26 protein-coding genes and 1 tRNA gene are annotated in these 26427 nt (G+C 64.0%); 8 read left to right on the forward strand and 19 right to left on the reverse strand.

Going from position 1 to position 26427, the window contains the following annotated elements; translation table 11 throughout:
* From N8I71_RS16725 to N8I71_RS16750, 6 genes are all read right to left on the reverse strand, one after another.
* Positions 1-681 (reverse strand): recombinase family protein (locus tag N8I71_RS16725; RefSeq protein ID WP_262879159.1); only part of this gene is annotated, 681 nt, incomplete at its 3' end.
* Positions 682-764: 83 nt separating this feature from the next.
* A complete protein-coding gene (locus tag N8I71_RS16730) occupies positions 765-1280 on the reverse strand; it encodes a phage terminase small subunit P27 family (RefSeq protein ID WP_262879160.1) in 516 nt (171 codons plus the stop codon).
* Positions 1255-1503, reverse strand: coding sequence for a DUF7220 family protein (locus N8I71_RS16735; RefSeq protein ID WP_262879161.1), 249 nt, complete (start codon positions 1501-1503; stop codon positions 1255-1257). The genes N8I71_RS16730 and N8I71_RS16735 overlap by 26 nt, the downstream gene beginning before the upstream one ends.
* Positions 1500-2774 carry a site-specific DNA-methyltransferase gene (locus tag N8I71_RS16740; RefSeq protein ID WP_262879162.1) on the reverse strand — a complete coding sequence of 425 codons (1275 nt, stop codon included), beginning with the start codon at positions 2772-2774 and terminating at the stop codon, positions 1500-1502. Before N8I71_RS16740 ends, N8I71_RS16735 begins: the two co-directional genes overlap by 4 nt.
* 199 nt (positions 2775-2973) lie before the next feature.
* Positions 2974-6009, reverse strand: coding sequence for a bifunctional DNA primase/polymerase (locus N8I71_RS16745; protein ID WP_262879163.1), 3036 nt, complete (start codon positions 6007-6009; stop codon positions 2974-2976).
* Positions 6010-6012: 3 nt separating this feature from the next.
* Positions 6013-6228, reverse strand: a complete 216-nt coding sequence (locus tag N8I71_RS16750; protein WP_262879164.1) for a helix-turn-helix transcriptional regulator — start codon at positions 6226-6228, stop codon at positions 6013-6015.
* 232 nt (positions 6229-6460) lie between these two features.
* On the opposite strand from N8I71_RS16750, the gene N8I71_RS16755 reads away from it, so the two are divergent.
* From N8I71_RS16755 to N8I71_RS16780, 6 genes are all read left to right on the forward strand, one after another.
* Positions 6461-7354, forward strand: a complete 894-nt coding sequence (locus tag N8I71_RS16755) for a hypothetical protein (RefSeq protein ID WP_262879165.1) — start codon at positions 6461-6463, stop codon at positions 7352-7354.
* Positions 7355-7506: 152 nt separating this feature from the next.
* Entirely contained in the window at positions 7507-7719 is a 213-nt protein-coding gene (locus N8I71_RS16760) for a hypothetical protein (protein WP_262879166.1), read from the forward strand.
* Positions 7720-7912: 193 nt separating this feature from the next.
* Positions 7913-8368, forward strand: a complete 456-nt coding sequence (locus N8I71_RS16765; RefSeq protein ID WP_262879167.1) for a DUF2924 domain-containing protein — start codon at positions 7913-7915, stop codon at positions 8366-8368.
* Positions 8365-9672, forward strand: a complete 1308-nt coding sequence (locus N8I71_RS16770) for a recombinase family protein (RefSeq protein ID WP_262879168.1) — start codon at positions 8365-8367, stop codon at positions 9670-9672. Before N8I71_RS16765 ends, N8I71_RS16770 begins: the two co-directional genes overlap by 4 nt.
* 247 nt (positions 9673-9919) lie before the next feature.
* Positions 9920-10204, forward strand: coding sequence for a hypothetical protein (locus tag N8I71_RS16775; protein ID WP_262879169.1), 285 nt, complete (start codon positions 9920-9922; stop codon positions 10202-10204).
* A 79-nt stretch (positions 10205-10283) separates the two neighbouring features.
* On the forward strand, positions 10284-10673 hold the full coding sequence (locus N8I71_RS16780) for a hypothetical protein (RefSeq protein WP_262879170.1): 390 nt from the start codon (positions 10284-10286) through the stop codon (positions 10671-10673).
* Between the two features lie 459 nt (positions 10674-11132).
* Here N8I71_RS16780 and N8I71_RS16785 read toward each other — a convergent pair whose 3' ends face one another.
* The 4 genes from N8I71_RS16785 to N8I71_RS16800 all read right to left on the reverse strand — a co-directional run bounded on the left by N8I71_RS16785 (position 11133) and on the right by N8I71_RS16800 (position 14540).
* A complete protein-coding gene (locus tag N8I71_RS16785) occupies positions 11133-11711 on the reverse strand; it encodes a DUF924 domain-containing protein (RefSeq protein WP_262879171.1) in 579 nt (192 codons plus the stop codon).
* Between the two features lie 344 nt (positions 11712-12055).
* Positions 12056-12478, reverse strand: a complete 423-nt coding sequence (locus N8I71_RS16790; RefSeq protein WP_262879172.1) for a hypothetical protein — start codon at positions 12476-12478, stop codon at positions 12056-12058.
* Positions 12479-12734: 256 nt separating this feature from the next.
* Positions 12735-13622: a nuclear transport factor 2 family protein gene (locus tag N8I71_RS16795; protein ID WP_262879173.1), complete on the reverse strand. Its 888-nt coding sequence runs from the start codon at positions 13620-13622 to the stop codon at positions 12735-12737.
* 39 nt (positions 13623-13661) lie between these two features.
* Entirely contained in the window at positions 13662-14540 is an 879-nt protein-coding gene (locus N8I71_RS16800) for an SDR family oxidoreductase (RefSeq protein ID WP_262879174.1), read from the reverse strand.
* Between the two features lie 135 nt (positions 14541-14675).
* Here N8I71_RS16800 and N8I71_RS16805 point away from each other — a divergent pair, with 135 nt between their 5' ends.
* On the forward strand, positions 14676-15236 hold the full coding sequence (locus tag N8I71_RS16805) for a TetR/AcrR family transcriptional regulator (protein WP_262879175.1): 561 nt from the start codon (positions 14676-14678) through the stop codon (positions 15234-15236).
* Positions 15233-16348 (forward strand): DUF418 domain-containing protein, encoded by a 1116-nt coding sequence (locus tag N8I71_RS16810; RefSeq protein ID WP_262879176.1) that lies wholly within the window; start codon positions 15233-15235, stop codon positions 16346-16348. Before N8I71_RS16805 ends, N8I71_RS16810 begins: the two co-directional genes overlap by 4 nt.
* Positions 16349-16806: 458 nt before the next feature.
* Here the strand turns inward: N8I71_RS16810 and N8I71_RS16815 are convergent, their stop codons facing one another.
* The 9 genes from N8I71_RS16815 to N8I71_RS16855 all read right to left on the reverse strand — a co-directional run bounded on the left by N8I71_RS16815 (position 16807) and on the right by N8I71_RS16855 (position 26409).
* Positions 16807-18522: an AIPR family protein gene (locus N8I71_RS16815; protein WP_262879177.1), complete on the reverse strand. Its 1716-nt coding sequence runs from the start codon at positions 18520-18522 to the stop codon at positions 16807-16809.
* A gap of 39 nt (positions 18523-18561) precedes the next feature.
* Complete coding sequence (locus N8I71_RS16820) at positions 18562-18792, reverse strand: hypothetical protein (RefSeq protein ID WP_262879178.1); 231 nt, start codon at positions 18790-18792, stop codon at positions 18562-18564.
* 253 nt (positions 18793-19045) lie between these two features.
* Positions 19046-19135, reverse strand: a tRNA-Ser gene (locus N8I71_RS16825).
* 99 nt (positions 19136-19234) lie between these two features.
* The gene (locus N8I71_RS16830) at positions 19235-19951 is read right to left on the reverse strand and encodes an alanyl-tRNA editing protein (protein WP_262879179.1); all 717 of its coding nucleotides are present in this window, start codon (positions 19949-19951) and stop codon (positions 19235-19237) included.
* Positions 19948-22407: a mechanosensitive ion channel family protein gene (locus N8I71_RS16835; RefSeq protein WP_262879180.1), complete on the reverse strand. Its 2460-nt coding sequence runs from the start codon at positions 22405-22407 to the stop codon at positions 19948-19950. Before N8I71_RS16835 ends, N8I71_RS16830 begins: the two co-directional genes overlap by 4 nt.
* Entirely contained in the window at positions 22404-23429 is a 1026-nt protein-coding gene (locus N8I71_RS16840) for a cysteine synthase A (RefSeq protein ID WP_262879181.1), read from the reverse strand. The genes N8I71_RS16835 and N8I71_RS16840 overlap by 4 nt, the downstream gene beginning before the upstream one ends.
* A gap of 59 nt (positions 23430-23488) precedes the next feature.
* The gene (locus N8I71_RS16845) at positions 23489-24622 is read right to left on the reverse strand and encodes an NUDIX domain-containing protein (protein ID WP_262879182.1); all 1134 of its coding nucleotides are present in this window, start codon (positions 24620-24622) and stop codon (positions 23489-23491) included.
* A 3-nt stretch (positions 24623-24625) separates the two neighbouring features.
* A complete protein-coding gene (locus N8I71_RS16850) occupies positions 24626-25114 on the reverse strand; it encodes a TrgA family protein (protein WP_262879183.1) in 489 nt (162 codons plus the stop codon).
* A gap of 86 nt (positions 25115-25200) precedes the next feature.
* Positions 25201-26409: an SAM-dependent methyltransferase gene (locus N8I71_RS16855; protein ID WP_262879184.1), complete on the reverse strand. Its 1209-nt coding sequence runs from the start codon at positions 26407-26409 to the stop codon at positions 25201-25203.
* Positions 26410-26427 lie beyond the last annotated feature (18 nt).

The raw sequence follows: 26427 nt of genomic DNA on the forward strand, positions 1-26427 counted from the left end.
CAGCAGGTTCCTGACGTTCGACACGTGCCACCGTCCTCCCCGACGGGTCATCATACCCCGAGCGTTTAGCGCATCTGCCATGGCACGCAGCGTCGTGTGGCCCTCGGCTTTCAGCGCATCCACCACCGGCGCCAGCGCGGCTGCATACTCATCCGCGTTCGAACGCACGGTCTCACGAAGAGCCGCCCCACCTTTCCTTGCCCGCCTGAGCGCGGCGGCCCCGTTCGGGTTGCCCAACTTCACCCCCCGCGCCTTCGCCGCCGCCAGCGCCTCCCTAGTCCGCCGTGAGATCGCCTCCCGCTCCTGCTGCGCGACCAGTGCCATGATGCCCACGGTGAGATCGTTCGCCTCCGGCATGTCGCAGGCCACGAAGCTGACGCCAGCGTCGCGGAGAGTCAGCAGGAAGGCCGCGTTCCGGCTGAGCCGGTCGAGTTTGGCGATGACCAGCGTCGCACCGGTGATCCGTGCGAGCTGCAGCGCCTTCTCCAGTTCCGGCCGGTCGTTCTTCCGCCCGCTCTCCACCTCGGTGAACCGCGCCAGGATCGTGCCGCTCTTGGTCGCGGCGTAGTCGTCAATCGCCATCCGCTGTGCCTCGAGGCCCAGCCCCGACTTGCCCTGTCGCGCCGTCGAGACCCGCTCGTAGGCCACCAGCTTCGGATTTGGGGCAGTATCCCTGATCATGTACACACCTGCCTAACGTTCGTTGCGCAGTTCTGTACATCGAGTTGGCCAACACCTCGTAGGGAATAAGGACCTGCTGCGTTTCAGTCGTCGTAGCTGGAGATCACGCGCACGGCCGGGCGGCCGATATCGCTCCCGGGCCTGTCGTCACTCCCGTCGATCTCGAACTTCGGCTTGAGCGGCACCAGCTCGATGCTGGTGATCCGCGGAGGCCCCTCGTCCTTCAAGATGCTCTCCTTCAGCCGCGAGCGCGCGGATGGCGTCAGACCAAGCTCGGCCATGAACCGCCCCATGAGTTCGAGCTGCTTGTTGGCGATCGAGAGCCAGGGCGACTGCTGGACGTATCCAGATGGTGTCTTCAGGAGCATTGGTGTCTCCTTCAGCTTCTCCTCGGCCTCGACCCAGCGGGCATAGGCCTGGCAGTAGGCTGCGAACGCCGCGCGGTCCGCGATGGTCAGCACACCCGCGTCGTGCATGGGCTTCGCGAGCCTCCGCCACTCGGCCTTTGCCACATCCCCGAGGTGCGGCGGGCAGCGTGGCAGCGCTGCGCCCACCACCTTCACCCCGGTCTTATCAGGCTTCGGCTTGCGTCCCCGCATGGCGCGCCTCCTTCCGGGTGAGCCGACCGAACAGACGACGCAAGACATAGCTTCGCAGGATCGAGACCAGCGTGAAGGCGAGGCCCACGAGCAGCATCTGCCGCGTGCGGATCTCGACGCCCACGAGCGGGAATACCGTGGCCTGGGTGGCGACCGCGAGCCCGTAGCCGACGGCGACGTTGGTCAGGGCCTCGACGAGCGACATGGTGCGCGACTGGCTCATGCCGCCTGTCCCTCGCTCCCCCTGCGCTCTTCGGCGATCTCGTTGTAGGTCCGACCGTCGCCGTCAAGCACCGCCTGCTTGCCAGTAAAGGCCTGCCAGCGCTGCACGGCCACGTCCACGTAGGCCGGATCGAGTTCCATCGCGTAGGCCGCCCGTCCCGTGGTCTCGGCGGCGATGATCGTGCTGCCCGAGCCCGAGAACGGCTCGTAAACCGCCTGCCCGGGGCTGGAGTTGTTGAGCATCGGTCGGCGCATGCATTCAACCGGCTTCTGGGTGCCGTGGATCGTGGTCGCGTCCTGGTCCCGGCTCGGGATCTGCCAGAGCGTCGATTGCGTCCGGTCGCCAGACCAGTGTCCCCTGCCCTTCACCGCGTACCAGCAGGGCTCGTGCTGCCAGTGGTAGTGCCCGCGCGAGAGCACGTGCCGCTCCTTGGCCCAGATGATCTGCGAGCGGATGTCGAAGCCGCAGGCAACGAGGCTCTCCGCGACCGTGGTGGCGTGGAGCGCCCCGTGCCAGACATAGGCCACCTCGCCCGGAAACAGCGCCCAGGCCTCGCGCCAGTCGGCCCGGTCGTCGTTCATGACCTTGCCGATGCGCTTTGTCTCCGAGGCCCCTGCCCTGTTCCGCCAGTCCGGATCGTACTCCACGCCGTAGGGCGGGTCGGTCACCATCAGGTGCGGGCGGACATCACCGAGCAGGCGCGAGACGTCCGTCGGAGACGTTGCGTCGCCGCAGAGCAGCCGGTGCGAGCCGAGGACCCAGAGATCGCCGGTGCGTGAGACGGGATCGACAGGCGACTCGGGCGTGGCTTCCTCCCGCGGGTCGGTCGCACCGTGGCCCAGCAGCGCATCCAGTTCCGCACCGTCGAAGCCGAGACCCCCGAGGTCCACGCCCAGTTCATCGAGGTCCGCCAGTTCGAGCGACAGCAGTTCCCTGTCCCAGCCTGCCATTTCTGCAAGCCGGTTGTCGGCCAGGATGTAGGCCCGCTTCTGCGTCTCGCTCAGGTGCGCCAGTTTGATGACCGGGACCTCCGCCAGTCCCAGCTTCCGCGCTGCCATCACCCGGCCATGGCCCGCGATGATGCCATTCGAACCATCCACCAGCACCGGGTTGTTGAACCCGAACTCCCGGATCGAGGCCGCGATCTGCGCGACCTGTGCCTCGGAATGCGTCCGCGCGTTGTTGGCGAACGGCACGAGATCGGCGACCGACCGGTGCTCGATCGACCGCGCCCCGTGCGCGCCTTCTGCCGCTGATTTCTTGCCTGCCATACCCCGCCCCGGAATAACGCCGCCTCTGAGGCGCAGGATAGCACGAGGCCTAAAGCATTAGAATCCTGACAATAATCGAAGAAGGCCGACAACTACCGCCAGTGCCGCGTGCAGTCCGGAACAGGTGACACCGTACGATGGCGGCAGGAAAAATGAAGTTGCCTTGGCCTAATTGCAGGTTCGAGTTGAATTTTGCGGATCAGCGGTCTGCGGTTGACCAGCCAGACAGTCGGCCAAGACACAACTCGAGTTGCTCCCGCACGTCAGCCTCGTCCCGTTCAAACCACCAGGCACGCTGCCAGCCGCGACCACGGCCGTCCCGCCGGTAGGCAGCCGATTTAAGGGTCATTTCCCTATAAGTATCATACATAGGGTTTTGACCTTTAAATCCCGCCCGCTCGAAGGCCATCCTCGCCGTGTTCTCGTTGGCAAAGATGCCCGGATACAGAGCCGCTGCGTCGGCCGGGCTGTCCACCGCCACGCCCGCCAGAAGCATCTGCTGCATGACGTGCGGCTTCACGGCGTCCCATGACTGCAGCACGTCGTAGACCAGCGGCAGGGCAACGTCGGCCAGCACGTGCACCTCGAGCGGATTATCGGCAGTCCGGTTCACGCCCCTGCCCCGCCCGATCGCCTGGATCAGCTCGTCGTCGCAGATCGCAGCCCGCAGATCCTCGGCCGTCTCGTCGCGGTGGCGGATCACCCGGACACCGCGGATTGTCCTGTCCCGCATCCGGATGCCCGCCACTTCCGTCGCGTAGCCGCCCTCGTGCCTCGTCCGGAAGTATCCGCCCGCATCCGCCTCCAGATCGAAGCTTGATGGCAGCGGACGACCGATGACGATCAGGCAGGCCACGTCCTTGTAGGCGTCGAGACCGGCGAGGTTGTTGAAGTGCAGCGTGGATACGTTCGGGATGCCCGCGAAGGCCTCCTCGATGGCCTTGTAGGTTATCACCAGCGTGCCGCCCTTGCCATGCCGCAGCGCCTGCCAGCGGACGTAGTCGACGCACTCCCTGAGCCTGTTCTCGCGGCGCCGGGCCTCTTCCGGCCTGAGCCCCTCCTGCGGGCACAGCATCGACTTGCCGAAGCTGCCGATTACCAAGCGCACGTGCATATGGCGTGCTTCCGCCTCTATGGTCTCCTTCTCAAGCCCGCGCAGGATTGTTCCGGCGAGCTCCGGGCGCAGCGTGGCATCGAGGTGCAGGACAGGTCGATTGCGGAGGCTCTCGTGGAGCGGCCTTACGCGGCGAAGCTCAATCCGCGCCCGACCTTCACCGCCTGTGACCTTGAGCCGGCCACTCGAGGCGGCATTGCTCTCCAGAAGCGCGCCGAGTTCCCGCCAGATGGCGATGCGGTGGTCTATCCGCTGGTTTTGCCGTGCGATCTCGAAGGCCCGCTTCCGCTCGCTCGGCGTCAGTGCCGGCGAGAGCAAGGGATCAGTCTTCCGCCACTCCTCCAGCCTGGCCGCCTGACGGCAGTCCTCAGCCGTCAGCTCTGCTTTGTTCAATGCCTCCCGGTTCACGTGCCCCGGCCCAGTCCCCTGCAACGCCTTCACCGCCCTCTGCCTCAAGGCATGGAGATCCGCCATCGCTCCAACAGGTCCGCGCCCGACCGTGGGCCCGCCCATGTCGGTGATGCGGTCGCCCATGAGATCCTCGACGTGGATATCCTTGATCGTCTCCAGCGCACGCGGCCAGCAGGCCTCGTCGACGACCATGAGCGCGATGTCGTCGGTGTTGAACGGGAGCCCGCTGAACAGCGTGTCGTAAGGCGAGATCACGATCTGGGCCGCGGCCACGTCATCTCGGTTCCGCTGCTTGAGACACGTGGAGAAGAACCGACACCGCGCCCCCGACTTCGGCGCACAGATGATCTCCTGGGCGCTTAACCCGGTCTGGTGAGCCGCAGTGACGGCCTCCCGGTCCCGGCACATCGGCTCGCCCGTAACCGGGTCGTCCCGATCGTATCCGCGGTGGACAGCGACGTTCGCCCCCGCGCGCCGCCACGCCCCTGCCGCCTCTTCGGCCAGGGCATGACCTGCAACGAAGACGAGCAGCCGGCTGGGGAGCCCCGCTTGCCGCAGCCGCTCGGCCAGCGTCATCAGGTGCCTCCGCGAAGCATGGGACTTGCCGAGCCCCACGGTGGCTCGGATGGCAAGGGCGGGCACATGCAGGTCCTTCTGTCGATGCCAGTCGAACACGCGCTCGCAGAAGGTGGACAGCACCTTGTCGAGCTTATCACGAGCTTCCCCGACCGTGAGCGCCGGCACGTCATACGCGGGTTCCGGTGCGGGCAGATCCCGGCTCTTGAGGCGGCCCTCGCGGTACAGCCTGAGCTTGTCCCGGACCTTCGCGCGGGCATGGGGCTCTCGGTAGGGCTGGGCGCCGTCCTTCCGCGGCCGACCGACATCGGTGGTCTCGACGAACCGATGCCAGACCCGTGCGCCGAGCATCTCCGCGTCGAGCGGAAGGCCCGCCTCTATGGCGTCGTGGGCCACATGGAAGGCGATGCTGCTGAGCCAGCCGTCGCGGCCCTCGACCACGATCCCAAAGTCATCCCGAACGGGCCCCGTGCCTGGGGACGGAGGCTTCGTGCGAGGCGCTGACTTCGAGTGCTCGTGCGCATCTGGCTGGAGGGCGCGCGCCTCGGCCACGAACGCACCGACGGCGTCGGCGTCGACCTGCGGCAAATCACCGATCGGGACATCGAGCGGCGTCTCCCCATCCGGCCAGTAGTATTGCCGGCCCGTGTCCGGATGGATGCCGAAGGCCAGCACCTGCTGTCCCTGCCCCAGCACCTCGACCTTGCCGGCCGACATCTTCCCGAACGGCGTCTCTGTCCGGTAGAGCAGCACCCGCTTCGGCCACAGGCCGACGCGGCGGAGCGTGTCGCCGAACCTCCGTCTCGCCAACGCCTCCACCCTGTGGGCGAGGTCGGGATCGAGGATGTCGATGTCGATCCCGACGAGGCGCCCGGTCCTCAGGCCGATGCCGTGGTCAGGATACTGTCGTTGCCACGCCGCGATCTGCGCCTCGTCGAGTGTGACGCTCGTCCAGCGCGCAGGTGCGGGTTTCTTGGCGCCTGGCTTGATCGGCAGCGGCCCGTAACCGTTCTCCCGCAGGATTTGCGCCCATTCCCCATATGTCGGATGGCCAGCACGAACGGGGCGGTCGCCTACCGCCCTGTCGTCCGTCTCTCGCTGTTGGTCGGCTCCGATATATGGAGCCCGATCCACCCGCTACCCGCGCGGCCCTTTGCGATGCCGCTCCTCGAAGGCCAGGACGTCGCTGAACCGATAGCGAACCGACCCGCCCATGTAGAACCACGCTGGCCCGAAGTGCTCTGCCCGCCAGCGCTCCAGCGTCCGGCCGCTGAGCTTCCAGCGTTCCTCAAGATCGCGCTGGGTCAGGAATGCACCCTGATCGCGATGACCAAATGTCTCTTGCCCGCTCATTGCCCTGCCCGATTGCCCGGTTCATTCGGCGGGCAATTCGCACCGCCGCAGGCATGCACCTGCAGAAATCAGAATATCACAGACACCTAAGACTTTGTAAGAATGACATTTTCCGCCACGGCGCGCCGAATGACGACATCTGCGGACAGGTCGTATCGGGATATGATGGTTTGTGGCGGAGCGATTCGCGTGGCGACGTGAATGAAAGCGCATGCAGCAGGGCGGAGTTCCAATGGAGCAGTCGGACGAACAGAGGCAAGAACTTCTGAAAGCCAAGCTCGGCCAATTGCACGACTGGCAACCGCCGGACCTCGTTCCGTCAATTGGACCAGGCGACCCCGAGGCATTCCAGGAGTTCCGTGCGAAGATCAACGCTGTCGCCGAACGCTGCTTCGAGCGCCTTCGCAGCTACTCGGATGACGTTGTCGAAGTTCTGGCAAACGAGACCGAGGCGGATCCCAATGACGTGCGAGCGGATTGGGATCAGTTCATGCGAGCCGAGATCAGACAGCTCGAGAAAGAAAGACCGCCATGGTTCGCAGGTGGCTTCGGCCACCCAGACTATCAGGCGGATTTCGCCTACTGGGCCAGGATGCCCCACTTCACCGTTTCAGAAGTCACATGCCTTTCGGTTGGCGTCGATCCAAGGCACATCCCTCATGACAGACTAGAACGGATCAGCAACGCGAAGGATCCGGAAAACCTGTGGCAAGCGATGGCGTTCTTGCGGGATCGCCACGAACTGCTTCAACGGCGGTTCGGTCGCGGGTTGCGAGACCGACGCGTGAGTGCGTGGGACCTTGTCACTTGGGCCATGCAGATGGACTTCGAGATGCCGGAAGAGTTTCTCGGCCTACTCAAGCGATATCATCTTGCGGCGGAGGTGGGCCTTGCCGTCGCCGGGACACCTAAGAAGACCGACAAGCGCGAAATCGACAAGATCGCGCAGCTGTTCACGGCCATGGCAATCGCTTGCTATGGGCATCGCCCCGGGGCTGCCCGAAACACCTCGACCAGCGACATCGCATCACTCGCCGCTGACTTGGGGCTGGAGATCTCGGACGACACGATTCGAAAATACCTGCGGATCGGCGGCGAGTTCATCCCGGACGACTGGGAACCCTGATCGGCGCTATTCGGTTAACGAATAGTGGGACGGTTTTTCCCACCTTGCCAAGATCTTAGATTTACTCGGGAACGGCGTTCGGCTGTTCTGATACACGCGCCGCTCGCTGTGCCAGTCCTTTTGCGACAGGCACCGACACGAGCGAGCAGATCATGTCCCGACATGACGAACACCGGCGCACGGACAACCCGTTCATGCTGCGCGAGCGCGACTTGGCGATCCGTTGGAAGATGTCGCGTAGATCGCTGCAGCGAATGCGCAGGGAACACCGCGGACCGCCGTGGATCATGATCATGGGCTCGGTCAGGTACGCGCTGGAGGATATTCTCAGCTACGAGCAGCGCATGAAGCGCGGGGGCGAATGACCATGAACCCTCTGCACCCCCGCCACCTTACCCCGATGGAACGCCGCCGCGAGTTGTGCCGGCTGCTGGCACTCGGTCTCGTCCGTCTCCACATGCGCACAGCCGCCGCCGTTGAGCGGGAGACCGGAGACATTCCGCTACACAACTCAGGCGACCGGAGCGGTCATGCGAACCCAAAGCATCGGAGAACCGCATGACGACCCACGATCCCATCCCCGCGCGCCTGGCCGCACTCAAGACCGTGACAACGCCGGAACTGAAGGCGCAGTGGCGCGACCTGTTCGGCAGCGAGCCGCCGCCGTTCAATCGGCGCTACCTCGAGAGCCGGCTGGCCTATCGCATCCAGGAACTGGCCTATGGCGGGCTGAAGCCCGAGACAGTGCGTCGCCTCGAACGGCTGGGCGAGGACCTCGACGGTGGCGATCGCAAAAAAAGCCGCGTCCGAGCGGATCACGGCATGCCCATCGCAGGCACCCGGCTCATCCGCGAATGGCAGGGAGTCGAGCACGTCGTCACCGTCACCACGGACGGCTTCGACTGGCAGGGGCGGCCCTACAAGTCGCTGTCCGCCATCGCGCGCGCGATCACTGCCACGCGCTGGAATGGCTGGGTGTTCTTCGGCCTCAGGAACAGGCGGGGGCGGTCATGACGGACGTGAAGATCAAGCGCCGCTGTGCGATCTACACGCGGAAGTCCTCAGAGGAAGGGCTGGAGCAGGAGTTCAATTCGCTCCACGCTCAACGCGAGGCCTGCGAGGCGTACATCGCCAGCCAACGATCCGAAGGTTGGGTGGTGGTCCGCGATCAGTATGACGACGGCGGCATCTCCGGCGGGACGCTGGACCGCCCCGGCCTTCAGCGGCTGCTGGAGGACATCGAGGACGGGTTGGTCGATGTGGTGGTGGTCTACAAGATCGACCGCCTCAGCCGGTCGCTGGCTGACTTCGCCAAGCTGGTGGAGGTGTTCGACCGCAACGGCGTGACCTTCGTCTCGGTGACGCAGTCCTTCAACACCACCACGTCGATGGGTCGGCTGACCCTGAACATTCTGCTGTCCTTTGCCCAGTTCGAGCGCGAGGTCACGGCCGAGCGCATCCGCGACAAGGTCGCCGCCAGCCGCAAGAAGGGGATGTGGATGGGCGGTGTGCCGCCCTACGGCTATCGCGTCGAGAACCGGAAGCTGGTGGTCGACGACGAGCGCGCCGAGCATGTCCGCTGGATCTTTGCGCGGTTCCTCGAGATCGGGTCCGCCACGCTGCTGGCGCGGGACATCGATGCAATGGGCATCCGCACACCCAACGGCAACCGGATCGACAAGAAGTACCTATACCGGATGCTGAACAACCGCGCCTATGTCGGCGAAGCGGTCCACAAGGGAGAGAGCTATCCCGGAGAGCACGATGCCATCATCGACCGCGAGACTTGGGACCGGGTCCACGCAATCCTGCAGGAGAGCCCCCGCAAGCGCGCAGCGCGGACGCGGGCAGACACGCCCGCGCTGCTGAAGGGACTGCTGTTCGGACCGGACGGCGCGGCATTCTCGCCGACCCATACCCGCAAGGGCGACAGACTCTACCGCTACTATGTCAGCCAGACGGTGCTGAAGCACGGTGCCGGATCGTGCACGGTCGGCCGCGTGCCTGCGGGCGAGATCGAGGCTGCCGTCTTCGACCAGCTTCGCGCCGTGTTCCGCCAGCCGGAGATCGTGGCGGGGACGTGGAAGGCGGCGCGGGCCCACGCCGACGACATCATCGAGAACGACGCCCGCGCAGCACTCCAGCAGCTCGACCCGCTCTGGGACGAGCTTTTTCCTGCCGAACAGGCGCGCATCGTGGCGCTGCTGGTCGAGCGCGTCGACATCGGCACGGACGGCTTGACCGTCTGGCTGCGCGTCGATGGGCTGAGCGGCCTCGCGCGCGAGATGCTTGCCGGCGGTATCGAGGCCGCCGCATGACCCGCGGGGCTCCCATCCCCGACGCTGTGACGCTCCACGTTCCGTTCCGGGTCGTGAAGCGCGGCGGGCGGAAGGAGATGCAATTGCAGGATGGGGCCAGCCATATTCGCCGATTGGATAGCGCGCTGGTCAAGGCGCCGGTCAGCGCCTTCCGCTGGGAGCGCATTCCTGGGTGGGGAAAGTTCGCAAGAAACCGCACGAAATCGAAGTCGCAAGCAAATCAGTGTGCAGAATAGGAAAAACGCAAATGAGAAAGAAAAGAACTATCAGTGTTAACGAGTGCTACGAAGATCGAATTGAGGCTGGAAAACTAATCAACCCAAGTAACTCATTTATCTTTCAGAAGTATGTAAATGAAGTGGACCCATATGGAATCATGGATGATACCCCTCCGGAGTTTGAAAGCATCAATCGGGCGACCTTTGTTTACTCGCCAGATGTAGGCGAGGTATTAATTGATCATGTTCCCGGTAAAACTCTCAAGAAACTAGGATGGCGTTCTCAGGTTGATGACGAGGAGTTCCTTCTTTGATTCCGCGTTGTCGAAAGGTGTCGACACCAACGATGAGTTACTGCCTGAGAACTGCTGATCTTCAAGGCAAAGCGTCAAAATGAAAGGAACAACCAACACCGAGACTTTGACGCTATATGTCCCGTTTCGCGTCGTAAAGCGCGGCGGGCGGAAAGAAATGCATTTGCCGGAAGGCGTCACGCACTCGCAGCGGACCGACAACACGTTGAACAAGGCGCTGGCGCGCGCGTTCCGCTGGAAGCGCATGCTGGACTCTGGCGAGTACGCTAACATCGCCGAACTGGCCGAGCGCGAGGGGATCGCGCCGTCCTACATGACCCGCGTCTTGCGGCTCACGTTGCTCGCGCCAGACATCGTCGAGGCGATCCTGGACGGGAAGCAGGGGCCAGAAGTGACGCTAGCCCGGGTGCTGGAACCGTTTCCAGCTGAATGGGCGGAGCAGCCAAATCACTTCGCGCGCTTCGGCTGAAGCGGACGTTCGTGCTGGGTGCAGCGAACGGCGGGATCGAGCCCTTTGCGGACCGTTCCCGCAAAGGCGCCTGTGTCCGGTTTTCGTTTGATTGCGGACGGCAGGACTCCATGCCAAAGGCGGCGGCGCGCCGTCCTCGTTCTTGCGACGATCGGGCTAAGCGGCTGCGCGACGGACGTTTCTGACGTTGTGAACTTCGGGGCCTGTCCGCCTTTCGTCGAGTACAGAAGGGAGTTCCAGGTGCGGGCGGCAGTGAAGCTGGCCCAACTGCCGGAAGGGTGGGCAATCAAGGAGATGATCAGCGAGTACGCGGTGACGCGGGAGCAGGCTTGGGCGTGTTTTCGCAAATCTCACTGTCTTTGAGACACGCAAGCGTGCCTACCGCCCAGTCCATGGTAGGGGCTGTCACGCTGTAGATGCCACGTAAGCGAGACCCTTAAACGACACTACGATCAGCGGCTACTCCACCGCTTTGCTGAACGATGCCTTGCCGCCCGCCCAGATCGGTAGGTTTTCCGCGTCGTCGAGCCACGCTTGTTCGTCCGCGGTGTTTTCCCGCCCGAACTCCGGGTTCCTTTGTGGGTAGCGCCCGAATTTCTCTAGAACCTGTCGGTGCTGCTCGATCGCTGGCTTGTTGCGCTCCTCGAAGAGTTTGAAATCCGGGTAGGCCTGAATCGACAGGTCGACCAATTCGACCGCGCGTTCGAGGTCTTTGAGGTCTTCCGAATGCGCCAAGGCCCAGGGCAGCAGATACAGGAGCGCCGCTGGCAGCCTAAGGGTTTCGTCGCGCAGATCGGAACTCAGCAGTTCGCGCATAAGGACACGCGCAACTGGATCATAGGAAAAGGCTTCCGCCGTCCCACGAAAACACGAGCGCGACAATTGATCGGCCAGCAGCACCTTCGCCACCTTGCCCTCGACGCTGTCCCAGTTGTTGCCGATCAGGCTTGGCGGATCGGCCTTCAGTTCACGCACAACGCCGGCGAACGGCTGGCAGAAGTCGTCGAGGGCGGTTCCGCTCTGAAACCAGATCGCCATCAAGGGTGATACATTCTCATCGAGGCTCAATGCCTTGCAGGTGTCGGGGTCCGACGTATCACATGCACACATGTAGTTGAGTACGCTGCGCGGGGACCGCGGGTTTTCAACTGCCCGAATAACAGCCGGGCGCCTGCGAAACCGCTCAGGGGTCAGTTGTGAGGTAGGCATTCGCATCTCCTTCTATCGACTTCTTGGGCGGGCGTGTCTGTTCGTTTGTGCGCAGTTCACTCATCGCGGGCGTTCGTTGCGATTTCGCAGGCGTGACAGGTCTTCCGCCTGCTTGGGCGCGGCCTGTGCGCGCTGGAATGCTTGGTCGGTTCCGTACTCCGAACGAAAAGCGGTCAGGTGTTGAAGCCGATGTAGTTCAAAATCGCCGCTGCCGCCCAGAACAGCGCAAAGAGGATACCGACATTGCGCCCGTTGTGGCTGACTCTGGGGTGGTGACCCAGTCCGGGAACACCGGCATGATTGGCGTTCACCAGCGCGAAAAGGGCCGCCATCGTACCGAAGACTAAATGCAGAGCATGTCGGTCGGCCATGGGAAGAGAAAGGCCATACAGAACACCTACCGCCACCGCGATGAAGGCCAGCGAGCCCTGGCGTTGCTCGAAAAGAATCAGAAAGATGTAGTCCGCTCCTGCGGGAGCCTTGTCCTTCGGTGCGGCGTCGAGCGCTGCGTCTAGCATAGCGATCTGGTCATCATGGGTCAGGGCCTTCGACGGGCGCGGCAGACCCGGGGCGAAGAACGGAAGCACCCAGTTCACTACCCATCGTGCCCAGAGGGGGCGGACGACTTCGACGGCATGGACGACAGCCGGAGCAAGGCAGAGCAGAAGGCCGAGGGTGGAGGCAAAAGTTGAAGACATTTGGCTGGCTCGTTTCGGTTGCGAGATTGTCGAGTACGGCGATGCTTGGAGGAGCTCCGGCCACCGGGCTGGCGTTCGTTGCAGTTTTGCAGGCGAGACAGGTGTCCCGCCTGCTTGGGCGCGGCTCGTTGGCCGGGCTATGTCGTGATGAGGTCTATTGCCCGATTGACTCCGGGCCAACGCCGTCGAACCCGGTGAACATGCCGTTTGTGTTGGCCAGACCCTCGGTCGGGACAGGCTGGATCACGTCCCAATGCTCGACGATCATGCCGTCTTCCATCCGGAACAGGTCATAGAAGGCGTTGGTCGTGCCGTTCCATTGGCCTTCGCTGACGGTCAGGACAAAATTGCCCTCGCCCAACACAGCGTGGATCTCGGTGTATTGGAACATGTTGCCTTGCGCAGTGAGTTCCTCGACGGCCGCGACGATGCCCTCAAGCCCATCCGCAATACCGGGGTTGTGCTGGGCGTAGCTCTCGGCGCTGATGTAGTCGGTGATCCGTGCCGGGTCGCGGCCCATCAGCACATCTTCGATCAGTGCGACGGCCAAAGCTTTGTTCGCCTCGGTCTGGTCCAGATCCGTGACCTCGGTTGGACCGTCAACCATGCTGCGCCCGCTGGCTGTTTCCGTCACGAAGGGTTGGATAGCGTCCCAGTGTTCAGCGGCCTGTCCGTCTTCCATCCGATAGATATCGATGGTGACGATCTCGGGCGCTCCGAAAGCCTCAGCATTGGTAAACGAATTGTGCAGAACAACGAAGTCTCCATCCTGCAAGATTCGATGGTTGGTCCACGTGATAGCCGAGGCTTCGAGACTTGGCAGAAACCCGATCAGCGCATCTCGGCCGGTGGGCACGAAAGGATTATGTTGAACGATATCCGCGGCAATGTACGTGCGCACGCCTTCTTCGCTGTAGTCCGTGAATAGCGCCTGGAACGCGCTGAGGGCGGCAGATTTGAGTTCTGACGCGTGGGTCTCGGCAATTGCGCCTGTTGCAGCGACAGCGACCGTGATGGCGGCAGCCGTAAGGGTCTTTTTCATTGGATTGGGTCCTTTTCCAGGGGAGGGATATTGGGGTGGTCAGGCGTCGGCACCGCCGAGCACGGTGTCGAGCTGCATTTCCTTGAGCAGCGCGTCCTGCCGCGGCTGGGTGAAGGCGTTCACCTCGTCGACGCCCCAGGTGATGCCGACGACCGTGCGCGTGGGGCGCTTGCCGGGGGCGGCATCGGCCAGCGACAGATAGGCATCGACGACCAGTTGCGGGTCGGGGGCTTCATCGCTGGCCAGCATCTGGGCAAAACCCGCGACCATGGCGGAGGGCACCTGTCCAAGATCGCCATAGGACGCCAGCACATCCGCGCGGGCGGGCGGCTTTCCGGCGGCCAGCAGGTTCGACGGGAACGGGCCGGGTTCGACCAACGCCACGTCGATGCCGAAAGGGGACACCTCGTATCGCAGGCTTTGGCTGTAGGCTTCCAGCGCGTGTTTGGTCGCGCAATAGGTGCCGAAGAAGGGCACCGCGACCCGCCCGGCGAGGGAGCTTGTGTTGATGATGAGGCCCGAACCGGCCGCACGCATCGACGGCAGAACCGCCTGCATCGCGCGGATGGCCCCGAAATAGTTGGTGTCCATCTGCTCATGGGCCTGCGCGACGCTGTAGGCCTCGGTCATGCCGATATACATGATGCCGGCGTTGTTGATCAGAATGTCGATCGGACCGTCGGCCAGGATGGCGGCAAAGCCATCGGCTACGGATGCGTCACGAGTCACATCCATCTCCGCGATGGCAATGCCAGGGGCGTAGGCTTCCAGGTCGGCCTTCTTGGCCGCGTTGCGCCCGTCTGCGTCGCGCATCGTGCCCCAAACGCGGTCCCCGCGATCGGCAAAGGCGCGCACGGCCGCGGCACCGAAGCCACTGCTGGCCCCTGTGATGACGACTGTTCTTGCGGTGTCGGGCATGGTGTCTTCTCCTGCTTGCGCGATGCGTTACCGGTTGGTACAAATATCTGTAACGCGTCGTCAAGGCTTAAAGTACCAAATGGTAACAAAATGACAGCTGAGGACCCGAAACCCACTCGCGGCAGACCGCGGACGATGGACACGGAGAAGGTGTTGGACATCGCCATGACCGCCTATTGGCAGACCGACCCGGCGGACGTGTCGGTCAACGCGATCACCCAGATGGCAGGTATCTCCAAGCCCTCGCTCTACCGCGCGTTCGGCAGCGAGGACGGGCTGTCGCGCGCGGTGCTCGACCGCTATGCCGAGCAGGTGCTGTCGGAGATGTTCTTGATCCTGCACGGTGGAAAGGGGCTGCGCAGGACGCTTGACGCTCTCATCGACTTTGCAAGCGGCGATCCCCGGATGGAAACCGGGTGCCTGTTCTACAAAATGCGCGCGGGCAAGCACCGGCTGGGGCCGGATACGCTGGCGCGGGTCGAAGAGATCGACGCAGCCGCGCAGGCGGCATATGTGGCGTTCCTGCAAGCTGCCCGCAATGCCGGGGAGTGGCCCGACGGGTTGTCGGTCGAGGCCGGGGCGAAATATCTGGGCGAGCAGATCGCGCTTGCCATCACCCAGCGTGCGTCGGGCGAAGACCCCGCACGCATCCGCGAAATGCTGACGCTGGCGTTGTCTGTGTTCACGCGACCATGACCGCGCCGCCCCGTGCGCTCATGCCGGATTACCTGCGCCTCTTCGCGCTGTTAGGTATCGTCGTCGTCAACGTCCAGTACATCGCGTTCTCGGCGCTCGGCAGCTTCGCCGACCCAAGTGGCGAGACGGCACTGGACGCCATCACCCTCTGGCTTGTGAACGGGCTGGCGCTGCTCAAGACCTACGGGCTCTTCTCCTTCATGTTCGGTGTCGGGCTGGGGTTCCTGATGCGCTCGACGGCTCGGCGCGGGCTGCCGTTCGGGCGCGTCTACCGCAACCGGATGATCGGGCTCCTGATCCTCGGTATCGCTCATGGCTGCCTGTTCTTCCCCGGCGATATCCTGACGATCTACGCCGTCACAGGATCCATCCTCTACCTGTTCCGGGACTGGCCGGTGCGGCGCCTCGTGCGACTTGGCGCCGGGCTGCTGGTCGTGCAAGCCGTAATCGCCCCGCCACTTCTGCTCGTCGCGCCGGAGACGCCACCAGACATCGTCGCGATGGAGCGCGCGATCCTGACGGAGGGCGGGTTCTTGGAGGCCGTCCTGTTCCGCAGCATCGGCTTCGCGTTCGTCCTGCCGTCCTTCCTCGTGATCCAGGGCATCTCGGCGCTCGGCTGGTTCTGCCTCGGCCTTGCGGCGGTGAAATCCGGTATGATCGACGACGCGGTGCACCCGCTCTGGCGGCGCGCCCGGCGCTGGTGTCTCGGGCCGGGGGTCGCGCTTGGACTCCTGGGGGCCGCGATCTGGCAATCGGGGCCGCCGGTGCCCGGGGTCGTCCTGACCATCGTCTCTGCACCGGTTGCGACGCTCGGATATCTCGGCCTGATCGCGGCAGTCTCACGCCCGCCGGGACCGCTCATGGCGCAGGCGCTGGCGGCCGGCGGGTCGAGCCTGAGCATATACCTCAGCCAGTCGATCGTCCTGTCGACGATCTTCTCGGGCTACGGGCTGGGGCTCTGGAGTGCGGTGGACCGGCTGACCGCCGTTCTCGTCGCGCTCGCCGTGACGGGGGGGCTCATCGGGCTGCTGCTCATCTGGCGGCGCTATTTCAGGCTCGGACCCATGGAATGGGTCCTGCGACGGATCACGTATGCCGATCTCAGGACCTGACGCCAGGTATTCGGCCGGCGAAGCCACCAAAGCGCCAATGAAAAATTACGTGATATCATGCGCTTGAGGCGGAGAACTTTGAAGCCAGCTCGCGCCCCCTCCTTAGAACGGCTGCTTTCCGGTAGTGAGTCGTCAGCGGACGCACGTAGTTCGACGACTGATTTGTCCGCAACGCCGCCATCGACATCTGTCCGAACGGATGTCTGCATTGGTTGTTATTCCGCAAGCCCAGCGGAACTCAGCTTCCCGCCTTCCAGCGCGTCGAGACGAACTACGCGAACGGCCCGAACCGGACCTTCGCGTCAGGCGCAGCGGGTGATCGGTGTCAGCCCCAAGCAGACACAATACGCCGCGAGGAAGATGGATACAAAAGTTGATCGATAAGTGGCCAACTGCCGGGATGCAACCGACGAAGACAGTTTCGGACACGCGTCACACAAGCCAGCAATCGATATATTTCAGGTTGAAGCCACCACCGATGCAAAATCGGAACACTTTTCGGGTTGCCCGGTTGCAACGAGCATAGCGTCCAACTGTGCTTTTGTTTGGCTCAGAAAGTTGTCTTCTGAACTTAGCTTCTTGAAGAATGTATCTGGTTCAACGATGGCTGTAAGAAGGGGAAGCACCGCTTCTACTATTGGCAGCCATCTCGCTGAGAGATCGGTCAATACTGTGCCCTTGGCGGCGGCAGGTTTGAAGCTGACAGTCAGCGGATCACAATAAGTGCCGACAACGGTTTCAAGACTGTTCACTATGGCAGAAACGAGGAACGGTTTAAAATTAAGATTCCTCAGAAGCGCCAATTGCTTGGCCTCGACCGAGATTAGGGCGCCTTCATTTGACTTCGCCTTTAACTCTAACCGTTTGTTGTCGATTGCGCGAGCGAGAGAGTAGACGAGTAAAATGTGCCTGGCTTTCTTGTTTTCGAACGCGCTCCGGTATAAGTGGTCTTGCACAAAAAGCTGAGCCTTGCCTCGAACCGCATCTGTAGGGCGGCCGTGAAATGCCAGCAGAGGCTGCAAAACTTGCTCAATTCCAATCTGGTCACCCTGGGCATTGAAGCCACGCTTGCGGTTGTAAGCGTACCCGAGCTCATCAAACTCGTCAGACAGTCGCTTCTGGTCAGCATCATTGCTGAAACGGTCCCATGTGGTGATGACATTTTGAGTGTTATTAAAGCGCACGATTTTATCGATAGTTGCTTGATCGGAGCATTCAATGACGCGACAAAGGAGCTTCACCTCATCTAGCGATATTTTGGATTTATCGATTGAACCAATGGTTCCAGAAGTCTGCGCTCCATTAATGATGGAAATGCCCCGTAAATCCCTTTTGCCCTTCTTCTTTTCGCCTATGGAAATGGTCAGCACCGTGATGCCGTTGTTGTAAGCCCAAAAATCTTTAGGCTCATTTTCAGCAGTTTCACGGATTCCAGAGTTAACTCTTTTTCTACCATCGGCACCGAGAAATCCACGGTAATTCGCGCTGTACAGCTTGTCGCCATATCTCTGGTATAGACTATGCAACCAGTTCGCTTCAACCGTGGCGACACCAGCGCTCCAGTTATCTCCCTTTTGTGTGATCCCAATCGTCCAAGGGAAATCGATGTCATCAATCACTTCGATGTGAGAGTCTTGGGCTGAAAAAAGATGCTCAATCTTGGCCTTTCCGAGCTCATGTGAGCGAACCGTAAGCCTATCGTCCGCGAGTGTTGTGCGCAGGTGGCTTTCAACTGTTTGAAGCTCGCGAGTGACGTTCACTGATTCCGGTAGGTTGTGGACGTACAGGAGGTCAATGGAATCAATTTCGCCTGCATCCATCGCCGTGCGGAAGCCTGTAATGATTTCCCGCAGTTTTTCCGGCACCGACGCCAGGTCGCCAGACAGGAGCCACGCACAAGCCGTATTGAGGTCTGAAGCTTTGTTGCTCGGGGCCTCGTCTTTCGGCTTCTTTGCCATATAGCCTTGGGCGAAAACCAGACGCTTTGAATTCGGATCGTGATAAATGAAGTCGATTTTCTTATCGTTTCCGCCTTCGGTAAGGCCTCCACTCGCCAACGAATCGACGTCAGGCTCTTCTATGAAGAGCGCGACCGCAAGACAAAGATACGCCTCATCGTACCCAATCTTGTCAATGAGAGATTGCCGGGTCTCTAGTGCGTCTGTGAAGCTCATGGACGTTTGCTCTGCTTTTTTTCATGCTTCCACAAAGCATCACAGCCAACTGCCCCGCTCGCAACCTTGTAGACGTTGCCATTCTCGGATCGGCGACAGACATACACAAGAGTTTTCGCAACTGGCGGAACCGGGCCGGTATTTGGTTTTTGCAAAGTCAGCTTCCTGCTCATCGCTGCCGTTCATCCACGCCGCAGCGAAGGTCGGCTCTCCGCCCTCCTTGTCGAATGTTGGCATATACCCTGCCGCAGCAACGGTGCGTTCGATCATGGTTCCATTCGCCACGTGCGACCCAAATCGAAGTGTTCAGGTCGTCGCAGAAGAAAATCTACGCCTACCAACATCTTATCGAGCTATTCACCAAAACTGCGCAGTCATCAGGTCCGGAGAGCATCGGCTCTGAGAGACGGTTTCTGGGCCTCTCGTCGCGTGGGCCAGTGCTCAGCCCCTCCCGTATAACCCTCGAAAACAACGGAAAAATCCGGCCGCAGCCGGATCGGGAGAACGCTTTCGCGGGGGCAAGTGGCGGAGAGACAGGGATTCGAACCCTGGAGACGGTTTCCCGCCTACACGCGTTCCAGGCGTGCGCCTTCGACCACTCGGCCACCTCTCCGGCGAGTGATCCGATAGCGCAGCGCGGGGCGCGGACGCAAGGGGCAAGTCTGCCGCGAAACGACGACTGTGCCGCGTGAACCGCGGCAGGCCGGTGCGCTCAGGCGAACTCGATCGTCACGCGGCGGTTCTGACGGCCCTTTTTCTCGATTTTCCCGATCTTCAGCTTGCCGATCTCGCCGGTCCGCGCCACGTGCGTGCCGCCGCAGGGCTGCAGGTCGACCGGCGCGTCCTCGGACCCGATCCTGACGAGGCGGACCCGCCCTGCCCCGCGCGGCGGCTGAACGGACAATGTCTTGACGAGACCCGGGTTGGCGTCGAGTTCGGCCTCGTCGATCCAAGTCTCCGAAACCGGAAGATCGCGGGTCACGAGCGCGTTCAATTGCCCCTCGAGGATCGCCTTCTCGTTCGGCGCCTCGGGCATGTCGAAGTCGAGCCGCCCCTTGGTCGCGCCGACCGCACCGCCCGTCACCGGGAGCGGGATGACCACCGACAGCAGGTGCAGCGCGGTATGGATGCGCATGTGCCCGTATCTGCGGTCCCAGTCGAGGCGCTGATCCACGGCTGCGCCGACCGGCGGCAGGGCGCCGGCCTCCGCCGGGATCAGGACGATGGCGCCATCGTCGGATTTCACGGCCGTGGCGATGGCGATGCGCCCGCCCGACCAGTCGAGCGTGCCGGAATCGCCGGGCTGGCCACCACCACGGGCATAGAAGATCGTCTGGTCGAGCACGATACCGCCCTCGTCGGTCAGGGCCAGCACGCGGCCGGAGGCGGACTTGCGGTAGGGTTCGCGCATGTAGAGGGCTTCGGTCATCTCTGTGTCTCTCCGGGCATGTCCGGCGCTGTGTCGCCCGATGGGGCCTCGGGCGCCTCGCTGTCGGTGTCGGCCTTCGCGCCGTTTCCGGGACCGCCGGCCGGGCCGCGCCCGGCGAACAGGGTCTCTGGGTTCCTCAGCCACACGTCGCGTTGTGCAAAGGGGATCTCGATCCCCTCCTCGGCGAAGCGCTCGGCGATCCTGTGATTGATCTCGGTCTTGACCGCCAGCATCTGGTTCACGTCCCGCAAGATGCAGCGGATGCGGAAATCGAGGCTGTCGGCGCCGAAGCCGAGGAAGTCGACGCCCGGTTCCGGATAGGCGGCGACAACGGGATGCTCGCGCGCGATCTCCAGCAAGATATCCTGCACGCGGCGGGTATCGGTGCCGTAGGCCACGCCGACGGTCAGGACCGCGCGGCCGATCGTGTTGCCGCGTGTCCAGTTGGTCACCGTCCCCGAGATGAGATCGGCGTTGGGCACGATCACGTCCGTCCGGTCGAAGGTCTCGATCCGGGTCGAGCGCACGGAGATGTCCTTGACGATCCCCATCGTGCCGTTGACCTCGATCCAGTCGCCCTCGGAAATCGGCCGCTCGATCAGCAGGATGATGCCCGAAACGAAGTTGTTGACGACGTTCTGAAGGCCGAAGCCGATCCCGACCGAGAGCGCCCCGAGAACGACGCCCAGCGCGGTCAGGTCGATCCCTCCCGCGGTGATGGCGATGACGGCGGCAAGTCCGATGCCGACATAGCCCACGCCGGAGGTGACGGCGGTCCGCGCGCCGGCATCGAGGCGGGTGCGCGGCAGCACGGTCGACTTCAAGGCGCCCTGCAGCAGGCGCGTTACCAGAAGGCCGATGCCGAAGACGATCGCCACGGCGAAGACGTTGCCGGGCGTGATCCGCGCGCCCCCAAGTGCGATGCCCTCCCAGAACCGGCTGTAGATGTCGCCCAGCTGTTCGGGTCGCATGCCCCAGATCAGCGCGAAGAGCGGCAGCGCGAGAAATCCGAGCAGGAAGTTCACGAGGACGGGAATCAGCGCCGCGGCAGCCTCCTCTTGCGTCCTGCGGGCCGCCAGGGCGTAAAGGTCCCGCACCACCGGCTGCAGCGCGAGCAGAACCCCCGCGAGTCCGAGGCTCTGCGCGACGGGCACCATCAGCGCCTCGGTGGCGTTGACGTATCCCACCAACGCGAGAAGCGGCCCGAGGATCGCAACGACGATCAGGGCATTGGCCGAGACGTTCAGGGCGCGGACCGAGAACGCCCCGCCATCGGCCTCGGTGACTGCGACCGCGTCGGCCCGCAACAGCCGTGCCGCGCGCCAGAACAGGTAGGCCAGCAGGATATAGGCGGGCAGCTGGATCACCCCGGCGGCGGCCGGCGGAACCTGGTCGAAGGCCGCGACGGTTTGCGCCACCAGACCAAGGCCGACGGCGGCCCCGATGAAACTGGTGACCCGCTTGGCGGCGGTGGCGCGGTCCTCGTCGCGGACCAGAACGGCGAACACGGGATCGCTGCTTTGCCGGAACAGGCGCCGCGCAAGCCAGAGGGTGATGTAGACCGTGCCGGCGAACCCGGCGAAGGCCTGCAGGAGCTCGGAGCCGAGCGGCCCGACCATGCCCGTCGTCAGGAGCGCCGTCAGCAGGAGGATCACGCCGATCAGCGGCACCGCCACCTGGAGCAGCGACACCATGAACGCGAGGGCGATGCGCCCCCGCGAGTGGCTCCGCCGCTGGAGCCGTTCGGTCAGGCGCTTGGTCCAGCGCCGGCCACGCAGGAGGGCGAGAAGGCCCAGCGCCGCCAGCGCGAGAATTCCCGGCGCGCCGTCGGTCAGCGCCCCCTGCCGGGTCGGATCGCCAAGGCGCAGCCGCGTCTCGCGCTCCACCGCCACGGCCACGTCACGCAGGGCCGTAAGCGCGACCGGCCAGTTCACCGGGTTGGCGGGGCTCGGATCCAGCTGCAGAAGTTGCTGTTGCTGCCGCTCGCGGAGCAGGAGGTCGATCTCGTTGATGAGGCCGTTGGCACGGTTCAGGGCCGCGGTCGCGTTGACCTGGGGCGTGCGCGCACGGGCAAGCTGTTCGTCCAGACTGGACCGGCGGTCCGCGATTGCGGCGGGTTCTGGCGACCCGTCGGCCGGCAGCGGGCCGAGCGCCTCGATCTGCGCCTCGATCGTGTCGATCCGGGCGGCGTTGGCGGTTTCCGCCGACACGAACCGCGCCCTCCAGTCGACGAGGGTCTGCCGCAGGTTGGTGAAGAACGCGCTCGAGGCCGTGCCGGACTCCAGCAGGTTCTCGATCCGCGTGGCCTCCGTCTCCCAGCTGTCGTAGTCGATGCCCTCGGGTCCGGTCGCCTGGGCGGTGGAGGGCTCCTGGGCCAAGGCGTGCGGCGCGAGGCCCGGGACCAGCGCGAACGCGAGCCCCAGGAGAAGCAGGACGGCGGCGAGACGGCGCTTCATGCCTCGAAGACGTCCGGCAGGTCCCTCGGCGCACGGTTGAGCCATGTCGGCACCGGCAAACCCTTCTCCTTCAGGAAGACGGGATTGAACAGCTTCGACTGATAGCGCGTGCCGTAGTCGCACAGGATCGTCACGATGGTGTGGCCCGGCCCCATCTCGCGCGCCATGCGCACGGCACCGGCCACGTTCACACCCGAGGATCCGCCAAGACACAGGCCTTCTTCTGCAAGAAGATCGAAGACGATCGGCAGCGCCTCGGTGTCGGGGATCTTGTAGCAGGCATCGGGCGTGAACCCTTCGAGGTTCGCGGTGATCCGCCCCTGCCCGATCCCCTCGGTGATCGAGTTTCCGCCCGCATCGAGGCCCGTATAGAGCTTGTAGAGCCCCGAGCCCTCGGGATCGGACAGCGCGACCTTCACGCCCCTGGGCTGCAGGACCTGCGCCACCCCGGCCAGCGTCCCGCCCGAGCCCACCGCACAGGTAAAGCCGTGGACGGCGCCGCCGGTCTGGTCCCAGATCTCGGGGCCGGTCGTCTCGACATGGGCCTGCCTGTTGGCCACGTTGTCGAACTGGTTGGCCCAGATCGCGCCGTTGGGCTCGGACTGCGCCAGGCGCTCGGCGAGGCGACCCGAATAGCGGACGTAGTTGTCGGGGTTCGAATAGGGAACCGCCGGAACCTCGACCAGCTCCGCGCCCGCGAGGCGCAGCATGTCCTTCTTTTCCTGACTCTGGGTCTCGGGGATCACGATCACGGTGCGATAGCCCATGGAGGCCCCCACCAGCGACAGGCCGATGCCGGTATTGCCGGCCGTCCCCTCGACGATGGTGCCGCCCGGGCGGAGCTGCCCCTTCGCCACGGCATCGCGGATGATGAACAGCGCGGCGCGGTCCTTGACCGACTGGCCGGGATTCATGAACTCCGCCTTGCCGAGGATCTCGCACCCGGTCATGTCGCTGACCTTGTTGAGACGGATCAGCGGCGTGTGTCCGACGGCGGCGGCAAGGTCTTGGTGAATGGTCATCCTGCGCCCTTCTTGCGGGGGTTGCGGGCCTCAAGGGATAGGGGTCAACGCGGGCAAACTCAACCCGCGGCCGCCGCCTTCCGCAGCCGCTCGCGGTTCTGTGCCAACCACTGCAGCGACAGGATCGCGGGCGCGTTCACGAGGTCGCCGCCCTGCAAGAGGGCCATCGCCTCCTCGAAGCCGACCACATGGCCGAGGATGTCCTCCGCCTCGTTCTCGTGGCCGCCGAGCCGCCCGGCCTCGTCCGGCAGATCGGCGATCCCGATGTAGGAATAGAGCACATGGGCCACACCGCCGGGCGTCGGGTAGTAGCGGGCGACGAAATGCAGGTCCTCGACATACAGGCCCGCCTCCTCGGCGGCCTCGCGCCGCGCGGCATCCTCCGGCGCCTCGCCGGCGTCGATCAGGCCCGCGACGGGTTCCAGCAACCAGGGCGAGGGGTCGCCCTGCGCCAGCGGTCCGAACCGAATCTGCTCGACAAGCAGGATGCGGTCGCGCACCGGATCGTAGGGCAGGACGGTGGCGGCATCCGCCACGCGGAAAACCGCCCGCACCACATCGGCCTGTGTCGTGCCGTCAAAGCGCGTGTGCCGGGCGACGATCTCTTCCATGGCGTAGAAGCCGTCATAGGGATGGTGCCGTTCGAGGATATGCGCATCCCCGGCGCCAAGCTGTCCCCCGAGGCGACCGGGACGCCGCCATGCGCGCGTCCTCAGCACTGCATCGGCGCGGGCGCGGATGATATGTGCGATGCGGCCGACTTCCCCGGGGTCCTGCTGGCCGATGCGGCGGACCATATCGGCCGCCGCCTCCAGCGTGACCGGGCCCCAGGTCGCAATCCAGGCGTCGAGGCTCCAGTCCTCGCCGCTGCCGGGATCGTCATGGGACGGGCGCCAGACCTCCGCCACGACCCTCTCTCCGGCGACCTCCACCGTGACGGGGGCGCGGCTGTAGCCGAATACCGCCTCATACCAGTCGAGCCGCCGCAGCGCCGCCTCGTCAAGCTCGGCTACAAGGCCGCCGGCCCGACCGTCCGGCGCGTCGACGAGGACAGGCCAGTCGCCATGCTCGGCCCGTTGGCAGCGCTGACCCTCCAACTGAGCGGGCCGCGTCGCGACCTCGCGCCCGGCGACCAGCCGCAGAAGCGGCGCGTGGCGCAGCGTGCCGAAAAGAAAAACCGTGGTGGTTGCCATGGATCAGCGCCAGAGACGCCCCGCGGCCTCGGTCAGGAGCCCCGCGATCGCGCCGCCGATCAGAAGCGTCGCCCAGATATGCGGGATTTCAAGGGTCTGGAGGAAGTACTGCAGGAACAGGTCGAGCGTCGCGATCACCGCCTCGCCCGGACTGTCGTAGCGCAGGTTGGCCGAACGCATGAACATAGTGCGCAGTGCGAACAGAAGGATGCCGAAGAAGGCGACCTGCACCCCGCAGCGCACCCCGTTGCCCAAGGCGACCCCGACACCCTGCCCCGCACGGCTGCCCGACACCATCCACCCCTGCCAGAGGCCGATCATCGCGATGGACAGGGGAAAGTAGGTTGCGGCCATTTCCGGCGGAAAGGTCAGCAGCGTGAAGGTCGCCGCCTGCCATCCCACCACGAAGAACAGGATCGCCGCGACCAGTTTGGCCGCCGTGGGCATCTGCCGCTTGGGCATGCCCGACTGGGTTTGCGGATCGAAGAACATGCGCGGGATCAAACCTTCCGATTGGGGCCCATTTGTGGCCAAACCGCGCAAAACGAGCGGATTTCGCAAAAGCGGCGCATCAATGTTCAGATTGGCCGCCGCACGGTGATCTGGGTCACGTCGGTGTTCCCGAAATGGAACGTCGACGCGCAGGAACACAGGTAGAAATTCCACATCCGCCGGAACCGCTCGTCGAAGCCCAGTGCCGCGACCTCGTCCCAACGGGCGTTGAACGTCTCGTGCCAGCGCCGCAGCGTCTGAGAATAGCTCTCGCCGAACTCGATCGAGCCCGCGATCTCCAGTCCCGCACGGCCCACCTCTTCGCGCAACACCTTGGGCGCGGGCAGCATGCCGCCGGGGAAGATGTACTTCTGGATGAAGTCCACGCCGCGCCGGTAGATCTCCCAGCGGCGGTCCTGCACGGTGATGATCTGCAGCGTCGCCTGCCGGCCGGGCTTCAGCCGTTCGCGCAGGGTGTCGAAATAGACCGGCCAGTAGCGTTCGCCCACCGCCTCGAACATCTCGATCGAGGCGATGCCGTCGTAGATACCCTTCTCGTCGCGGTAGTCCTGCAGCTTGATCTCGACCCGGTCCGAGAGGCCCGCACGGGCGATCCGCTCGACCGCGTAGTCATGCTGTTCCTTCGAGATGGTCAGGCCCGTCACCCGCAGCCCGCGCTCCTTCGCGGCGTATTCCGCGAAGCCGCCCCAGCCGCAGCCGATCTCGAGCACGTGCTCGCCCGGCTGGGCGCCCATCTGGTCGACCATCGAGGCGTACTTGGCGATCTGCGCCGCTTCCAGGCTCTCCTGGCCGGTTTCGAACTTGGCCGAGGAATAGGTCATCGTGTCGTCCAGCCAGAGCCCGTAGAACTCGTTGCCCAGATCGTAGTGGTAGGAGATGTTCTTCTTCGCCTGCCGCTTCGAATTCGACTGCAACCAGAAGCGCAGCCGCTCGTAGGCGCGCACCAGGCCCATGCCGAGAAAGCCGTCGTAGACCTCCTCGTTGTCGGCATGGACGAGATCCATGAAGGCCTGCAGGTCCGGCGTCGACCACCACTCGTCGAGATAGGCCTCGCAGAAGCCCAGGTCGCCCTCGCGGATCAGCCGCCCGAAGATGTCGGTGTTGTGGATGTGCAGCTCGGCAACCGGGCCGGGCTTCGGCCCCTCGGTGCGGAAGACGCGGCCGTCGGGCAGCACCATGTCGAGCCGCCCGTGCTCCATCCGTCCCGCCTGTTCGAAGACCGCGTTGAAGTATCGCGGAAGCCCGGTTTCACCCGATGTCGTGGTCTTTATCATTGTCGTTTTCCATGTCGT

This window comes from Roseicyclus sediminis (genome assembly GCF_025515305.1).
GTDB classification, from domain to species: Bacteria; Pseudomonadota; Alphaproteobacteria; order Rhodobacterales; family Rhodobacteraceae; genus Roseibacterium; species Roseibacterium sediminis.

Bases quoted from the DNA above. Each gene is read 5' to 3' on its own strand.
- N8I71_RS16730 (WP_262879160.1), bottom strand. From the start codon at position 1,280: ATGCGGGGACGCAAGCCGAAGCCTGATAAGACCGGGGTGAAGGTGGTG.
- N8I71_RS16735 (WP_262879161.1), bottom strand. From the start codon at position 1,503: ATGAGCCAGTCGCGCACCATGTCGCTCGTCGAGGCCCTGACCAACGTC.
- N8I71_RS16740 (WP_262879162.1), bottom strand. From the start codon at position 2,774: ATGGCAGGCAAGAAATCAGCGGCAGAAGGCGCGCACGGGGCGCGGTCG.
- N8I71_RS16750 (WP_262879164.1), bottom strand. From the start codon at position 6,228: ATGAGCGGGCAAGAGACATTTGGTCATCGCGATCAGGGTGCATTCCTG.
- N8I71_RS16755 (WP_262879165.1), top strand. From the start codon at position 6,461: ATGGAGCAGTCGGACGAACAGAGGCAAGAACTTCTGAAAGCCAAGCTC.
- N8I71_RS16760 (WP_262879166.1), top strand. From the start codon at position 7,507: ATGTCCCGACATGACGAACACCGGCGCACGGACAACCCGTTCATGCTG.
- N8I71_RS16765 (WP_262879167.1), top strand. From the start codon at position 7,913: ATGACGACCCACGATCCCATCCCCGCGCGCCTGGCCGCACTCAAGACC.
- N8I71_RS16770 (WP_262879168.1), top strand. From the start codon at position 8,365: ATGACGGACGTGAAGATCAAGCGCCGCTGTGCGATCTACACGCGGAAG.
- N8I71_RS16775 (WP_262879169.1), top strand. From the start codon at position 9,920: ATGAGAAAGAAAAGAACTATCAGTGTTAACGAGTGCTACGAAGATCGA.
- N8I71_RS16780 (WP_262879170.1), top strand. From the start codon at position 10,284: ATGAAAGGAACAACCAACACCGAGACTTTGACGCTATATGTCCCGTTT.
- N8I71_RS16785 (WP_262879171.1), bottom strand. From the start codon at position 11,711: ATGGCGATCTGGTTTCAGAGCGGAACCGCCCTCGACGACTTCTGCCAG.
- N8I71_RS16795 (WP_262879173.1), bottom strand. From the start codon at position 13,622: ATGAAAAAGACCCTTACGGCTGCCGCCATCACGGTCGCTGTCGCTGCA.
- N8I71_RS16800 (WP_262879174.1), bottom strand. From the start codon at position 14,540: ATGCCCGACACCGCAAGAACAGTCGTCATCACAGGGGCCAGCAGTGGC.
- N8I71_RS16805 (WP_262879175.1), top strand. From the start codon at position 14,676: ATGGACACGGAGAAGGTGTTGGACATCGCCATGACCGCCTATTGGCAG.
- N8I71_RS16810 (WP_262879176.1), top strand. From the start codon at position 15,233: ATGACCGCGCCGCCCCGTGCGCTCATGCCGGATTACCTGCGCCTCTTC.
- N8I71_RS16815 (WP_262879177.1), bottom strand. From the start codon at position 18,522: ATGAGCTTCACAGACGCACTAGAGACCCGGCAATCTCTCATTGACAAG.
- N8I71_RS16820 (WP_262879178.1), bottom strand. From the start codon at position 18,792: ATGATCGAACGCACCGTTGCTGCGGCAGGGTATATGCCAACATTCGAC.
- N8I71_RS16830 (WP_262879179.1), bottom strand. From the start codon at position 19,951: ATGACCGAAGCCCTCTACATGCGCGAACCCTACCGCAAGTCCGCCTCC.
- N8I71_RS16835 (WP_262879180.1), bottom strand. From the start codon at position 22,407: ATGAAGCGCCGTCTCGCCGCCGTCCTGCTTCTCCTGGGGCTCGCGTTC.
- N8I71_RS16840 (WP_262879181.1), bottom strand. From the start codon at position 23,429: ATGACCATTCACCAAGACCTTGCCGCCGCCGTCGGACACACGCCGCTG.
- N8I71_RS16845 (WP_262879182.1), bottom strand. From the start codon at position 24,622: ATGGCAACCACCACGGTTTTTCTTTTCGGCACGCTGCGCCACGCGCCG.
- N8I71_RS16850 (WP_262879183.1), bottom strand. From the start codon at position 25,114: ATGTTCTTCGATCCGCAAACCCAGTCGGGCATGCCCAAGCGGCAGATG.
- N8I71_RS16855 (WP_262879184.1), bottom strand. From the start codon at position 26,409: ATGATAAAGACCACGACATCGGGTGAAACCGGGCTTCCGCGATACTTC.